Raw genomic sequence first — 13723 nt, 5'->3', positions numbered from 1 at the left:
TCGGCGCTGGCTCGCGATCTCGACTTCCCGTGGGTACATGCTGCCCAACAGACTGACCCGTTTACGCCCGGTCGTCAAGAGGGCGGGTCGGCAAGTTGCACCGAGTTAGCACAAATTTCTCTACTCCCCACCAAACTCGTGCGCCTTGAACCGGTGGGTGCCTTCGAGGTCGTCGAGGATGGCGGCCTGGGCGTTCTTGGGCAGGGTGTGCAGGATCTCGCGCACCCGGGCCTGGCGCCGCGCGACGGCCTTGCGCTCCGGCATGCCCGGGGTCGCGGTGATCTGCGGCGGCACTCCCTCGATCTCCTCGACGCCGCCGGCGTGGTGGCCGGCGTCCAGCAGGGCCTGCTCCTCGGCCATGGTGGCCTCGTCCTTCTCCTCGGACATGCCGATCGGCCCGATGCGCCGGCCGTTGAGGAACTGGCGCACGACGGGCTCGTCGCTGGTCAGCAGCACCTCCCGCGGGCCGAACATGACCAGCTTGCGGCGGAACAGCATGCCCATGTTGTCCGGCACGGTCCGGGCGATGTTGATGTTGTGCGTCACGATCAGGACGGTGGCGTCGATCTGGGCGTTGATGTCGAGGATCAGCTGGCTCAAATACGCGGTACGAACCGGGTCCAGACCGGAGTCGGGCTCGTCGCACAGGATGATCTGCGGGTCCATCACCAGCGCCCGGGCCAGGCTTGCGCGCTTGCGCATACCGCCGGAGATCTCACCGGGGAACTTCTTCTCATCCCCGCCGAGGCCCACCAGGGTCAGCTTCTCCATGACGATGTCACGGATCTCGCTTTCCTTCTTCTTAGTGTGCTCGCGCAGCGGGAACGCCGCGTTGTCGAACAGGTTCATCGAACCGAACAGCGCGCCGTCCTGGAACATGACACCGAACAGCGTGCGGATCTCGTAGAGCTCCTTGGCCGAGCACTCGAGGATGTCGGTGCCGTCGATCATGATCGAGCCGCGCTCCGGACGCAGCAGACCGATGAGGGACTTCAGGAACACCGATTTGCCGGTACCCGACGGCCCGAGCAGGACGCTGACCTCCCCGGCGGGGATATCCAGCGTCACGTCTTCCCAAATTCTCGAGGGACCGAACGACTTCGTGAGTCCCCTCACCTCGATTGCGACGCCCATGGGGAATCCTTCCGTCAACGCTCGTGCCCGCCACCTGCCCTTTTGTGTGGCATCAGTCACTGTAGCGCACGTCAGGCACCCCGCATCAGGCTTGGATCGGACCGCTGACAAAAATTGCCCGACCTGAGACTCGGCGCCTCGCCCCTATTCGACGCGAGTGTTAGCCGGAGGGCGCCCAGTTGCCGTGGAAGCCCATCGGGACCCGCTGCGGCAGGTGCACGGTAGCCACCGAGTCGAGGGTCTGCGCATCCAGCAGCACCAGCTGCCCTTCGTCGCGGCCGCGGTGGTAGCCGTATCCCATCAGGATGCCGTCGTCCTCGGTGGCCGCCGCGGGGTTCGGCACGAATGACATCTCGCCGAGGAAAAGCTCGGGGTCGAGTGGGGCCACCGTGGCCGACCCCGTGGCGTAGTCGTGCTTGTACAGCGGTGCCTCGGCGCCCTGGAAGGACGCGCCGACGGTGTAGCCGTAGCGGTGCCGCCCGCCGAGGCGGGTCTCGTTGATCCTGGGGAATTCCTGGGGCCGCTCGTCGCGGCATTCGGTGGTCACCGCGCCGGTCGCCAGGTTGACGGTCCAGCGGTCCAGCCTGGGCGCGGTGTCGCCGGGGCCGCGCCGGTCGCGGTCGAACATCCGCGCGTAGCGCACCACGTCGAGCACCAAAACCTCTGCGCCGTCGCGCATTTCGGAGTAGGCGTTGAGCGGGTGGTAGATGTAGCAGGGTTCGATGTCGAACCAGCGGACGTCCTTGTTACCGCCCTCGCGGGGCATGACGCCGATGCGCGCCGGGTAGTTGGGGTTCCAGGCGTACGGCATCCGGTCGTCATGCTTCGGGTTGCGGTTCATCATCGCGGTGATCGGGCCCGGCACCCGGACCCGCCCGATCAGCGACTGCAGCGCCAGCCGGGCCGGCACGCCCAGCCAGCGCGGGACGTTCGCGGGCAGCACCTGCACCGGGTCGAACGTCACCGGCAGGTCGTAGAACACGACGTATTTGTCGGTCAGCGAGAAGTCGTGCATCATCGGCGACCCGGACACCTCGATGTCGACCGTGCGGCGGGCCCGCCCGCGGTTGTCGATCACCGAGTACTGCACGGTGCGCCCGCGCGCGAAAGAGTAAGACACGGCGTGCAATTCGCCGGTGTGCGGATCGCGGTGCGGATGGGCGGTGTACCCACCCTCCAGGGTGCCGTCGAAGTCGCAGGTTCCGACGGTGTCGAGCTCGTCGGTCAGCTCGTAGTTGGCGGCCCCGCCCTCGACCAGCGCCAGGGTGCGGCCGGCGTGTGTCAGCACGTTGGTGTTGGCGCCGAAGGACAGCATGCCCGCCCGCGGGTTGAGGCGGTCCGGCGCCGGCTCGCCGAGGGTGGCGCACACCGAGAGGCTGCGCACCCAGCGATTGCGATACCACCGGGCCTTGCCGTCGCGCAGCGCGACCCCGTGCACCATGCCGTCGCCGCTGAACCAGTGATAGGTGGCCGGGTCGACCTCTTCGGCCGGGTTCGGCCCGTTGCGCAGATAGCGCCCGTCGAGGTGCTCCGGGATGTGCCCGGTGACCTCCAGGTCGGTCGCGGTCACCTCGGCGCCCACCGGCGCCAAGAAGCCCTCGAGATAGGGATTCCCGGACGTGACGGTTTCCATAGTCGTCATTGCTGAGCTCCTATAACATTGTTATTTCAGCGTTATTGTGACCGTACGCGCCCGATGAGAAGATGGCAAGGATGACTTCAGAGCTTGAGCCCGCCGTACGCGGCGTTCGCGACGAGTTGCTCGACGCCGCCGTCAAGCTGCTCGACGAAAACGGGCCCGACGCGCTGCAGACCCGCAGGGTGGCCGGTGCGGCGGGGACCTCGACGATGGCGGTCTACACCCATTTCGGTGGGATGCGCGGGCTGATTGCCGCGGTCGCCGAGGAGAGCCTGCGCCAGTTCGACGCCGCGCTGGCGGTGCCCGAGACCGACGACCCGGTGGCGGACTTGGTGGCCATTGGCGTGGCCTATCGCGGCTACGCGATCGACCGCCCCCACATGTACCGGCTGATGTTCGGCAGCACCAGCGCCCATGGCATCAACGCTCCGGCGGGCAACGTCCTGAAACTGACGGTTGCCGAGATCGAGCGGGACATCCCGAGCTTCGCGCATTTGGTGCGTGCGGTCCACCGGTCGAGGCTGACGGGTCGGATCAACGTTGGCGGCGGCGACGACGACGACGACGAGTCGGTGGTCGCCATAGCGGCCCAGTTCTGGGCACTCATGCACGGTTTCGTATTGCTCGAACTCGCCGGGTTCTACGGCGACGACGGCACGGCGGTGCGGCCGGTGCTCGGCGCGCTGTTCACCAATCTTCTTGTCGCCCTGGGAGATTCGCCCGAACGGATTCGGCAGTCGTTCCGCGCGGCGTTCGGCGCGGGCTGAGCGCACGAAACCCCCGGGACCGCAGTCCCGGGGGTTGTCGCGAAGCAGAACTACTTGACGGTGACGGTGGCGCCGGCCGCCTCGAGCTTGGCCTTGGCCTCGTCGGCGGCCTCCTTGGCCACCTTCTCGAGCAGCGGCTTGGGCGCGCCGTCGACGAGGTCCTTGGCCTCCTTGAGGCCCAGGCCGGAGACGATCTCGCGGACCACCTTGATGACGCCGATCTTCTTGTCACCGGCGGCCTCGAGGATGACGTCGAACTCCGACTGCTCCTCGGCGGCCTCGGCGGGCGCGCCACCCGCGGCCGGACCACCGGCGGCGGCGACGGCGACCGGGGCGGCCGCGGTGACCTCGAAGGTCTCCTCGAACTTCTTCACGAAGTCCGAGAGCTCCAGCAGGGTCATTTCCTTGAACGCGTCGAGCAGGTCGTCGCTAGAGATTTTGGCCATGGTGTGGGTCCTTCCTTGTTTTCCTAAGTTGCGGGTTGGTTGTTATTCGGCTTCGGCCGGTGCTTCGGGGGTTTCCTCGGCGGGCGCCGCGGCTGCCTCGGGTGCCGCAGGTTCCGCAGGTTCCGCGGGTGCCTCCGTGGCCGCTGCGGCAGGCTCCGGCGCAGCGGCTTCGGCGGGCTTCGTCTCCTGCAGGGCGGCCAGCAGCCGGGCCATCTGGGAGGCCGGCGCGGCGAACAGGCCGGCCGCCTTGGCCAGGTTGCCCTTCATCGCGCCGGCCAGCTTGGCCAGCAGCACCTCGCGGGACTCCAGGTCCGCGATGCGCTCGACTTCGGAGACGCTCAGCGGGTGGCCATCCATGTAGCCGCCCTTGATGACCAGCGCCTTGTTCTCCTTGGCGAAGGTCTTGATCGCCTTGGCGGCGTCGACCGGCTCGCCGCTGACGAACGCGATGGCCGTCGGGCCGGCGAACAGCTCGTCGAGGCCCTCGATCCCGGCGTCGGCCGCAGCCCGCTTGATCAGCGTGTTCTTGGCCACCGTGTAGGTGGCCGATCCCGCCAGCGAGCGGCGCAGCTCGGCCAGGTTGGCCACCGTCAAACCGCGGTACTCGGTGATCAGGGTGGCCGTCGAGTCCTTGAACTGCTCCGCGATGTCTGCAACGGCGGTGGCCTTGTCAGCCCGGGCCATGCATGCCTCCTGAGGTCAAAGTTGTCGGTGATTCACCGAGGAACGCCTCAAAACGAAGTACGCCCCGGCGCAGGAAGCGGCCGGGGCGTGAATATGCACCGGCGTGCGCCGGTGTACTGCCTCGTCCTCCTGCGTGGGCCGCCGGGAAGTTCATCCCGGACCTTCGACCGATTGCTCGGTGACCGACGGTCTTCGGTGGATCGGCACCCAGGATAGCCTGACGCCCCGCGGTCAGCCAAAACGGCTACGCGAGCCCGGCCAGCCTGGCCGCGCCGATCAGGCCGGCCTCGCCGCCCAGCGCCGCGGGCACTACCCGCAGGCCGGCCAGGAACTGCAGCCCGGCGTACTCGGCCAGCGCCGCCCGCAGCGGGTCGAAGAGCAGGTCCCCGGACTTGGCCACACCGCCGCCGATGACGACGAGGTCGAGGTCGCAGACCGCCCCGACCGACGCGATCATCGCCGCCAGCGCGGTGGCGCCCCGGCGAAACGCCCGCTGCGCCACCGGATCCCCGGCGGCCGCCGCGGTGGCCAGGTCCCGGGCGCCGGCGCCGGGCGGCGCGGCCCACCCGTTTTCCCGCGCCCAGCGCACCATCCACGGCCCGGACGCGACGGTCTCGACGCAGCCGCGCCCGCCGCACGCGCACGGTTGGCCGTCATCCTCGACCACCACGTGACCGACGTGGCCCGCGTTGCCGGTGCGCCCGGTGTATGGAACGCCGTCAAGCACCAGTCCCCCGCCCACGCCGGTGGACACCACCATCCCGAGCATGAAGCGCGCGCCGCGGCCCGCCCCACGCCAGTGCTCGCCCAGCGCCATGCACACGCCGTCCCCGCCGAGGCGCACGGGCACGCCGGGGACCTCGGCCGCGACGCGGTCCCGCAGCGGGAAGCCGCGCCAGGCCCGGATGTTCACCGGGCTGACGGTTCCGGCGGGCAGGTCGATGGGGCCCGCCGAGGCGATGCCCACCGCGATGACGGCGCCGCCGGCGACGCGCAGCGCGTCGGCGACGCTCGCGGCGACCTCGGCCCACACTTCCTCCGCGGAGCCGCCGGGCGGGGTGGGCCGGATGGCGGTGTGCACCAGCGCGCCGCCCGGATCGATCAGGCCGGCGGCGATCTTGGTGCCGCCGATGTCGAGGCAGAGCGTGAGGGCGGCCATCAGTGCCGGTGGGTGTTGTCGGGTTGCCGTGGGTCGCCCGGGTGCTCGTAGCCGGGGGCGAGGCGGACCAGCTCGGCCCGCCGCGCGTCCAGCCACACCCGGAAGGCGCGCCGGCGCGCGGCACCGCGCAGGTTCTCGGCGATCGCCGAGCGCACCTCCGCCAGCGGCGGCGCGGCCTGCGCGGGGGCCCGCCAGCCGTGAGGTCCGGGGCGCGGCGCGGCGAAGCGCAGCGGGTTGCGGGCGTGGTAGCCGGCCACCTCGTCGTCGCCGACCTCGGTCGGGGCGGTGACGTCGGCGAACAGCGCGCGCGCCAACGGGTCCGCCAGCGCGGCGGCGGCCACGCTGCCGATCTCCAGCCGCGCGGTCGCGTCGGGCAGCAGCTCGGCCTCGGCGGGCGCGTCGGCGGCGGTGAGGCCGCGGGCGGCGGCCTCGGCGGCGACCACCCGCTCGGTCACGATCAGTTGGGTGAGCCAGCGCCGCAGCTGCCTGCCCTCCGCGGTGCCCCTCGCGGGCAGCGCGTCCGCCCCGCGCCCGCGGCGCAGCCGTGCCTCGGCCGCGTCGACCTCGTCGACGGGCACCGGGTCGCCGGCCACGATCGCAACCGGACCGGCGCTCATGTCACCGTCACCCGAACCGCCGGCGAGTACACCAGCCGGCCCGCGCAGCCCACCCGGACCAGCGCCCACCACTGGCCGGGATCCAGCCACGGCGGCGGGCTCAGCTCGAAGCCGAGCTCGACCGCGCCGCGGGCGGGCAGCACCGCGCCGAGCGCGGCGGGCCCCATCCATTCCCAGGTGCCCCAGGGGCTGATCAGGTGCGCCTCCAGCGCCAGCGCGGCGCGGGCGTGCGTGCCGACGGTCACGGTCAGCCGGGCGGTCGTGCCCGCCGCCAGCTCGACGTCGCGCGGCCCGTCGACGAGGTACACCAGCTCGCGCCCATGGGCGTCGGCATGCGCGCCGACCTGCACCACGCACACGTCCTCGACCGCCTGTCGCCACGCCGCCGGGACGTCCCCGGTCAGGCACAGCCGGGCGCGCAGCGGGTAGAGCCCGGGCTGCGCGCGCGCCGGGATCCGCACCGCCACGTCGGCCTCGCGGTGGTCACCCGCGTGCAGCGTGAACGGCAGCTCCGCCGGGGTGGCCGACCAGCCGTCCGGGCACAGCACCGTCACCTCGCCGTCCAACGTGGCGTCGGTGCAGTCGCCGGCCACCGTGAGCCGCAACGTCACCTCACCGCCCGGTTCGGCGGTCACCCGCTGCGGGTGCAGGTGCGCGACGGCCGGCAGCCCACCAAGCGGCGCCGGTCCGCGATTGTGCAGCCAGTAGCGCGCGTAAAGCGGCTGGGCGGCCTCGGCTTCCGGCGCGAGCCGCGCGAAACCAGTTGCTGCGCTTTGCGTTTCGAGGTGAGCCAGCACGGTGGCCACCTGATAGCCGTGCAGGTCGACCGGTTCCGCGTGTCGGTGCCGCTCCTCCAGCAGGTCGGCGTAGGCGAGCCCGCGCACCGCGGCCACCTCGGAGGTCAGGTCGACGCGGGTGCGCTGCCCGGTCGTCTGCACCAACCTCAGGGCCACCGCGCTCGGGTCGACGGGCCGGCCACTGCCTGCGGCCAGCGGGTTGCCGGCCGCCTTGAGGGCGGCCAGCTGGACCGAGCCGGCGGGCTCGACGCTGAGCAGCGACCCGGTCGACGGCAGCACGCCCTCCCCTTCGCCGGGCACCACGGCGAGCAGCGGATGGCCGAATTCCGCACTGCGGGCGGGGATCTCGGCCTCGCGCCAGTCGCCGTCGCCGCAGGCCAGCGCGTAGTCGAAGACGTGGGTCCAGTGCTGGAGCTGGAAGTTCGAGCCGTCGGGCGCGGTGCGGCGCGGATCGTCGATCCAGGTGCCCGACGGCCAGCCGGTGCAGGACCGCATCAGCGCGGTGTGCAGCGTGCCGTCGGTCTCGACGGCGAAGCTGGGCACCCCGCGGTTGAGCAGCGCGACGGTGCGGGATTCGAAGGGTTCCAGGCCCGACGGCGGGCGCTGGTTGACCGCGATCTCGGCATCCTCGAGGTCGTCGACCAGCGAGGCGATCGCGGCGGCCAAGCCGTCCTCGGGGACTTCGGGGTGGCCGTCGACCACCAGGACCGGCAGCGCGCGGGGCGCCCGCAGGTCCGCACCGGGCACCCAGGCCGCGGCCAACGGCGTGGCGGCCGGCACCCAGACCCTGGCCCGCCCCGTCGCCGCCAGCTGGCGCTCGAGTTCGGCCGAGTATTCCGGATCAGCTTGCGCAAGAACGGCTTTGGCAAACGCGTTGCGGTCCGGCCCGCCTAGCGCGATCCGGACGTCGGGCAGGTTCGAGTCGACGTCGAGGCAGCCGTAGCGCGGCTTGTCGGCGCCGCTGCAGGTGGCCGTGACGCCGGCGCGCACCAGCGCCACCATCAGCTCGCGCGCCAGCGGCCCCGACACCGCCTCGGCCGGCGACACCACCTCGGCCACCGACACCGCCCGCATCTCGGCGCCGACCCGAATCCGAACCGCCGAGGACAGGCCGAACCAGCCGTAGGTGGGGTTGTCCAGCGTCCACAGGTGCCGCGCGGTGTCCACCGAGCGCGCCCCGTCATGCAGCAGCGCGAAGCCCCGCCCGACGACGGCGTCGCCCACCTCGCTGACCGGCATGGCGCCCGGCACCGGGCACGGCCAGCGCAGCCGCAACAAGCGGTCCTCGCCGGTGAATTCGTCGATGGCCGTGCGGCAGTCGAGCCGCGCCAGCCCGTTCCACAGCGTCAGGGTTTGCGTGTAGCGAAGCTGCTCGCCGATGCGGCCGCGCACCACCAGGCGCTGACCGAGCGGGCCCCGGTAGGCGCGCACCCGCGCCGGCGACTCCGACGAGCACACCACCGGCCCCTTGGGCAGCAAGTGCCAAGGACCCTCCCCCTGCCTGGGATGCGACGGGTATTCCTCGTAGAGGGCCAGCTCGTTGCCCTGGCGGCCCGCGGCGATCAGCTGCCGGTCGCCGGAAACCAGGGACACGATCCCCCCGCCGCGCGCCGGGTCGGCCCGAAGCCGGGAGTGCTCGTTGCCGATCTCATAGCCGGGCATCGGTTCCCAGCCGGCGGTTTCGGCCGCCGGCACTAGTCGATACGCCCGCCAGCCCAGCGACGGCACGTCGCGCGCCAACCATGTGACGGAACGCCCGTCGTCCTCTACCTGCGCCGGCAGCTCGGTGCCGTCGGGATCGAGCACGCGCACCCCGGGGCCGAGCGGCGCGCCGAGCCGGGCGGTGACGATGTCGGTCCGCTTGTGCGCCAACGGATTCCACACGACCACATCACCGCCCATCAAGGCCGACAGCCGCGCCAGCGAGTTGTCCCGGGCGGCGCGGCCCAGCTCCCACGCGTCGCGCCAGCCGGTCAGCAGGTCGAGGTAGACCTGGTCGGACTCCGAACCGGTGATGGCGTCGTGGTGCGCGCCGTAGGCCAGCTGCACCCACGCCTTGGCCAGCGCGGCCTGCGGGTACTCGGCGCCCGTCAGCAGCGCGGCGAACACGGCGAAACGCTCGGCGGCAAGCACGGCGTTCTCGGCGGCCCGATTGGCCTGTTTGGTGTCGATGTAGGACACGTCCTTGCCGGCGTAGATCGGGTTCATGTCCCGGGATTGCGGCGACGGCTCGCAACCACGCTGCGCGAGTTCGGCGCGCACCGCCGCGAAAAAGTCCCGCGGGATCGCGCACACGAACCGCGGCCAGGTGTAGCGGGCCGCCCAGTCGCGGTGGATCGCGGTGACCCACTTGTTGGGCGGCGTGTAGTCGGTCCCGACGGGAAGCAGCACGTTGCGCGTCAGGGCGACCTTCTTGAGCCGGTGGAACAGCGCGAGCGTGGCGCCTTCCGCCTCGGCGAGCGAGGCCGACTCGTCCATCCCCCAACCCGCCCCGTAGTGCGCGGGCATGTAGTGCGTGAGCAGGCCCCGGCCCGACGGCGCGATCCACTCGAACTCGCTGCAGAACTGCATGGCTTCGACGTCGCCGCCCGGGCCCCATTGGTGGTGCGGTCCGCGCGCCCACGAACTGGACGTCAGGCCGGCGTCGGCGGCCAGCCCGGGGAATTGCGGGTCGTGGCCGAACACGTCGAGCTGCCACGCGGTGGCCGGGTCGGCGCCGAGGACACCGCGCTGAAAACCCATGCCGTGCACCAGGTTTCGAATCGTCGTCTCAGGGCTGGTGAGGTTGGTGTTGGGTTCGTTGTAGGTGCCGCCCATCACCTCGACGCGGCCCTGCGCGATGAACCGGCGCAGGTCGGCGCGGTCCTCGGGGTGGGTGTCCCAGTACGGCTTGAGGTAGTCCACCTCGGCCAGCACGAACTTGTACTCGGGCTCGCGGCGGGCCATCTCGAGGTGCGCTCGGACCAGCGCGAAGCCGTTGGCCTGCCGCCCCGGCGGGTCCTCGGCCCATTCGCTGGTGTAGGCGCCCTGGGTGTTCCACCAGACCGGGTCGTAGTGAAAGTGACTGACCATGAACATGGTCCAGCCGGGCTCGGCGATGGTGAACTCGAACGGCACCTCGACGTCACCGGCGTGGGCCCGCGCCGCGCGCCGCTGACCTACGACGGGACCGTCGACCGCGACCGGGACCTCGACGACGTCGCTCCCGGGCCGGGCGATGGCCTCCCCGCTCAGGCCGTCCCCGTCGACGCGGATCGGCGTCGGCTCGGCGCAGCCCCCGACGCCGACCCGCGCGAGCTGCAGCGGCGCGTCCGGCGGCCCGACGAACAACTCGGTCGAGCCCGCCGAAAGCAGTTGCATTCCCGCACTTTACGGCGGCGTACCGGCCAGGCGTAGCCGACTGCCGATGGCAACCGCGGCTTCGCGTACCTCCGGCGGATCCAGCACCTGGAATTCCGCGCCCGCCATCGCGAAATACAGCACCATCGTCTCGGGGTCGTCGCCGCCGGCGGTGAGCACGCACGCGTCGGCCCCCTCGGGCTCGATGCGCACCGACGACGACGAAAAGCGCCGGCTCACCAACGACGCGGGAAGGGGGTATCGCACCCTGGCCACGTAGCGGTAGGGCGCGGCGCTGATCGAGTGACGGACATAGTCCCGGGCGTCGGGTGCGGGACGCGGGACGAAGGTGCTGCCCGTCGCGCGCACCTCGCTCATCCGGTCCAGCCGGAGGCTGCGCCAGTCGTCGCGATCACGATCGCGAGCGACCAGATACCAGCGCCGGCCGGTGGTGACGACCTGGTAGGGCTCCAATCGCCGCGCGGTCGGGTTGCCGTCGCGGTCCGTGTAGTCGGCCGTCACATGCTCGTGGTCCCTGCAGGCGCGCGCCAGCGTCATCAGCGTGTCGGGATCCACCGGGGAATCCACCACGTTCGGCGTCAGCATGACCGTCGCCTCGTGCAGCGCAGCCACCTGCGATCGCAGCCGCGGCGGCAGCACCTGGTCCAGCTTGCCGAGTGCCCGCAACGCAGACTCGCCCACCCCGGCCACGCTGCCGCCGGCGGCGAGCCGCAAACAGACCGCAATGGCTACCGCCTCGTCGGGGTCGAGCAGCAGCGGCGGCAGCGCGGCCCCGGCGCCCAGCCGGTATCCGCCGCCCTGGCCCTTACTCGCCTGGACCGGGTAACCGAGCTCACGCAAGCGCTCGACATCGCGGCGAACGCTGCGGGTCGTCACCGATAGTCGCCGAGCCAGCTCTTGGCCCGTCCACACCCGGCGCGACTGCAGCAAGCCCAGCAGCTGCAGTACCCGACCCGTTGTCTCCGACACCCATACAGCATGCCCGAGTTTTAGGACCGATCCTGTCCGCTATTGCTGCAATGCTCGGTGCCATGACCAACCTGGCGACGCAACTGGCGGACCAGCTCGACTGGCACTGGCGCGCACAACTGCGCCCCCGCTTGGACGGCCTGTCCGACGACGAGTACTTCTGGCAGCCGGTGCCCAACTGCTGGAACGTGCGCCCGGATGGGGCGGTGGACTTCGCGTTCCCTGCGCCCAGTCCCCCACCGTTCACCACGATCGCCTGGCGCATGGCACACGTCATCGTCGGAGTTTTCGCGATGCGTGCCCACCACCATTTCGGTGGACCGCCCGCCGACTACCACAATTGGGACTACGCCACCGACGCCGTCACCGCCCTGCAGCAACTCGATGAGACGTACGCAGCGTGGATCACCGGCGTGCGGTCGCTGTCCGCCACCGACCTGGCCCGCCGCTGCGGCCCGGCCGAAGGACCCTACTCGGACCACCCGCTGAGCGAGCTGGTCCTGCACATCAATCGCGAAGCTATCCACCATGGTGCCGAAATCGCCTGCCTCCGGGACCTTTACCTGCACACCCATCTCATTCGGAAGGATTGAAATGCCCGCACTCGCCCCGCCCGTCACCGACGAACGCAACGCCCTGCGCGAATACCTGGCGTTCCACCAAAGCGCTTATTTCGCGGTCGCTTACGGCCTCACCGACGAACAGGCCCGCTCGACACCGTCGGTCAGCGCGCTGTCGGTCGGCGGGCTGGTCAAGCACGTGACGGCCATGCAACGCAACTGGATGGCCCGCGTCGCCGCCGCGCCGGACCTGCCGCCGAAGGATCCCCGGCCGTTCGAGCAGATCGCCAAGGAGTTCGGCGACCAGCACGTGATGCGGCCCGACGAGACGCTGGCCGGGCTGCTGCGGGCGTTCGAAGCTCAGAACGCGGAATCGCTGCGCCTGGTCGAAACCGCCGACCTCGAAGCCACGGTGCCCGTGCCGCAGGACATCCCCTGGTTCCCCAAGGACCAGAAGGCATGGTCGGTGCGCTGGGTGATCCTGCACGTGATCAACGAGCTGGCCCGCCACGCCGGGCACGCCGACATCGTCCGGGAATCCATTGACGGCGCCACCATGTACGAGCTGATCGCCGGGCTGGAGAATTGGCAGATCGAAGGATGGGTCCAACCCTGGCGGAAATAGTGCAAATCCGAAGCGGCATCGCGTGCCGCGAGACGCCGCACGGCCCGGTCGAGCTCTACTACGAGGATCTCGGCGACCCGGCGGCGCCGCCCGCGCTGCTCATCATGGGCCTGGGCGCCCAGCTGCCCATGTGGCCCGACGGGTTCTGCGCGCAACTCCTCGACGCGGGTTACCGCGTCATCCGCTTCGACCACCGCGACACCGGGCTGTCGGCCAAGATGCACGGGCTGCGGGCCGCCGGCTCGATGTACCGGCGCGTCGGGCGCTACCTGCTGGGCCGGCCCAGCCCGGTGCCCTACACGCTGATCGACATGGCCGGCGACGTGGTGGCCTTGCTGGACCATCTGGACGTCGGCCGGGCGCACGTGGTGGGCGCCTCGCTGGGCGGCATGATCGCGCAGATCGTGGCCGCCACCGAACCGCACCGGGTGGCGTCGCTGGGCATCATCATGTCGAGCACCGGCAAGCCGTTCGCCGCGTTGCCGGCCTGGCGCGTCATCAGGCTGGCCTTCGATCCGCCGCCCAAGGACGCCTCACCCGACGAGAAATTGGCCTTCGAGGTGCGCAACGTCGCGGTGTTCAACGGCCCCAACTTCCTGCCGCCCGAGGCCGAGCTGCGCGACCGGGTGCGCCAACTCGCCGACCGCTGCAGCTACCCGCCGGGCATGCTGCGCCAATTCGACGCCGTGCTGGGCACCGGCAGCCTGCTGGCTTACAGCAAGGCGATCACCGCCCCGACCGTCGTGCTGCACGGTTCGGCGGACCCGATGGTGCGGCCGCGCAACGGGCGCGCCGTCGCCGCGGCCATCCCCGGGGCGCGGTTCGTGGTGATCGACGGGATGGGACACGACCTCCCCAAACAGGTCTGGCGGCCGATCGTCGAAACGCTCACCGAGAACTTCGCGCTCGGCGAGAACCGGTGAGCGCGCTCACAGGAATTGGGACTTGACAGTCTCGATTTGGCAG

Annotated in this window: 12 protein-coding genes; 4 read left to right on the top strand and 8 right to left on the bottom strand. The window is 71.0% G+C overall.

Annotation, left to right across the window (positions count from 1 at the left end; genetic code table 11):
* Nucleotides 1-120: 120 nt before the first annotated feature.
* Nucleotides 121-1134 (bottom strand): ABC transporter ATP-binding protein, encoded by a 1014-nt coding sequence (locus AC5Y4S_RS00330; protein WP_500029148.1) that lies wholly within the window; start codon nt 1132-1134, stop codon nt 121-123.
* A gap of 160 nt (nt 1135-1294) precedes the next feature.
* Nucleotides 1295-2776 carry a carotenoid oxygenase family protein gene (locus tag AC5Y4S_RS00325; RefSeq protein WP_500029147.1) on the bottom strand — a complete coding sequence of 494 codons (1482 nt, stop codon included), beginning with the start codon at nt 2774-2776 and terminating at the stop codon, nt 1295-1297.
* A 71-nt stretch (nt 2777-2847) separates the two neighbouring features.
* Here AC5Y4S_RS00325 and AC5Y4S_RS00320 point away from each other — a divergent pair, with 71 nt between their 5' ends.
* Complete coding sequence (locus tag AC5Y4S_RS00320) at nt 2848-3540, top strand: TetR/AcrR family transcriptional regulator (protein ID WP_500029146.1); 693 nt, start codon at nt 2848-2850, stop codon at nt 3538-3540.
* A 50-nt stretch (nt 3541-3590) separates the two neighbouring features.
* Here the strand turns inward: AC5Y4S_RS00320 and rplL are convergent, their stop codons facing one another.
* The 6 genes from rplL to AC5Y4S_RS00290 all read right to left on the bottom strand — a co-directional run bounded on the left by rplL (nt 3591) and on the right by AC5Y4S_RS00290 (nt 11572).
* Nucleotides 3591-3986, bottom strand: coding sequence for a 50S ribosomal protein L7/L12 (gene rplL, locus AC5Y4S_RS00315; protein WP_068133400.1), 396 nt, complete (start codon nt 3984-3986; stop codon nt 3591-3593).
* 42 nt (nt 3987-4028) lie between these two features.
* Nucleotides 4029-4670 (bottom strand): 50S ribosomal protein L10, encoded by a 642-nt coding sequence (gene rplJ, locus AC5Y4S_RS00310; RefSeq protein ID WP_500029145.1) that lies wholly within the window; start codon nt 4668-4670, stop codon nt 4029-4031.
* A gap of 244 nt (nt 4671-4914) precedes the next feature.
* On the bottom strand, nt 4915-5829 hold the full coding sequence (locus tag AC5Y4S_RS00305; protein ID WP_500029144.1) for an ROK family protein: 915 nt from the start codon (nt 5827-5829) through the stop codon (nt 4915-4917).
* Nucleotides 5829-6446 carry a DUF7158 domain-containing protein gene (locus AC5Y4S_RS00300; RefSeq protein WP_500029143.1) on the bottom strand — a complete coding sequence of 206 codons (618 nt, stop codon included), beginning with the start codon at nt 6444-6446 and terminating at the stop codon, nt 5829-5831. Before AC5Y4S_RS00300 ends, AC5Y4S_RS00305 begins: the two co-directional genes overlap by 1 nt.
* A complete protein-coding gene (locus tag AC5Y4S_RS00295; RefSeq protein ID WP_500029142.1) occupies nt 6443-10603 on the bottom strand; it encodes a glycoside hydrolase family 38 N-terminal domain-containing protein in 4161 nt (1386 codons plus the stop codon). Before AC5Y4S_RS00295 ends, AC5Y4S_RS00300 begins: the two co-directional genes overlap by 4 nt.
* A 9-nt stretch (nt 10604-10612) precedes the next feature.
* On the bottom strand, nt 10613-11572 hold the full coding sequence (locus AC5Y4S_RS00290) for a helix-turn-helix transcriptional regulator (protein ID WP_500029141.1): 960 nt from the start codon (nt 11570-11572) through the stop codon (nt 10613-10615).
* A gap of 62 nt (nt 11573-11634) precedes the next feature.
* Here AC5Y4S_RS00290 and AC5Y4S_RS00285 point away from each other — a divergent pair, with 62 nt between their 5' ends.
* Genes AC5Y4S_RS00285 through AC5Y4S_RS00275 form a run of 3 tightly spaced genes read left to right on the top strand, consistent with a single transcriptional unit; the run spans nt 11635 to nt 13680 of the window.
* Nucleotides 11635-12165: a DinB family protein gene (locus AC5Y4S_RS00285; RefSeq protein ID WP_500029140.1), complete on the top strand. Its 531-nt coding sequence runs from the start codon at nt 11635-11637 to the stop codon at nt 12163-12165.
* A gap of 1 nt (nt 12166) precedes the next feature.
* Nucleotides 12167-12757, top strand: a complete 591-nt coding sequence (locus AC5Y4S_RS00280; RefSeq protein WP_500029139.1) for a DinB family protein — start codon at nt 12167-12169, stop codon at nt 12755-12757.
* Complete coding sequence (locus AC5Y4S_RS00275; protein ID WP_500029138.1) at nt 12733-13680, top strand: alpha/beta fold hydrolase; 948 nt, start codon at nt 12733-12735, stop codon at nt 13678-13680. Before AC5Y4S_RS00280 ends, AC5Y4S_RS00275 begins: the two co-directional genes overlap by 25 nt.
* Nucleotides 13681-13723: the final 43 nt, after the last annotated feature.

This window comes from Mycobacterium sp. NGS64 (genome assembly GCF_059812245.1).
This window is presented reverse-complemented; position numbering and strand designations above follow the sequence as displayed.

Excerpts from the sequence above, each read along its gene's own strand:
- AC5Y4S_RS00280 (WP_500029139.1), top strand. The coding sequence starts at position 12,167 with ATGCCCGCACTCGCCCCGCCCGTCACCGACGAACGCAACGCCCTGCGC.
- AC5Y4S_RS00295 (WP_500029142.1), bottom strand. The coding sequence starts at position 10,603 with ATGCAACTGCTTTCGGCGGGCTCGACCGAGTTGTTCGTCGGGCCGCCG.
- AC5Y4S_RS00285 (WP_500029140.1), top strand. The coding sequence starts at position 11,635 with ATGACCAACCTGGCGACGCAACTGGCGGACCAGCTCGACTGGCACTGG.
- AC5Y4S_RS00300 (WP_500029143.1), bottom strand. The coding sequence starts at position 6,446 with ATGAGCGCCGGTCCGGTTGCGATCGTGGCCGGCGACCCGGTGCCCGTC.
- AC5Y4S_RS00320 (WP_500029146.1), top strand. The coding sequence starts at position 2,848 with ATGACTTCAGAGCTTGAGCCCGCCGTACGCGGCGTTCGCGACGAGTTG.
- AC5Y4S_RS00330 (WP_500029148.1), bottom strand. The coding sequence starts at position 1,134 with ATGGGCGTCGCAATCGAGGTGAGGGGACTCACGAAGTCGTTCGGTCCC.
- AC5Y4S_RS00275 (WP_500029138.1), top strand. The coding sequence starts at position 12,733 with ATGGGTCCAACCCTGGCGGAAATAGTGCAAATCCGAAGCGGCATCGCG.
- rplL (WP_068133400.1), bottom strand. The coding sequence starts at position 3,986 with ATGGCCAAAATCTCTAGCGACGACCTGCTCGACGCGTTCAAGGAAATG.
- rplJ (WP_500029145.1), bottom strand. The coding sequence starts at position 4,670 with ATGGCCCGGGCTGACAAGGCCACCGCCGTTGCAGACATCGCGGAGCAG.
- AC5Y4S_RS00325 (WP_500029147.1), bottom strand. The coding sequence starts at position 2,776 with ATGACGACTATGGAAACCGTCACGTCCGGGAATCCCTATCTCGAGGGC.
- AC5Y4S_RS00305 (WP_500029144.1), bottom strand. The coding sequence starts at position 5,829 with ATGGCCGCCCTCACGCTCTGCCTCGACATCGGCGGCACCAAGATCGCC.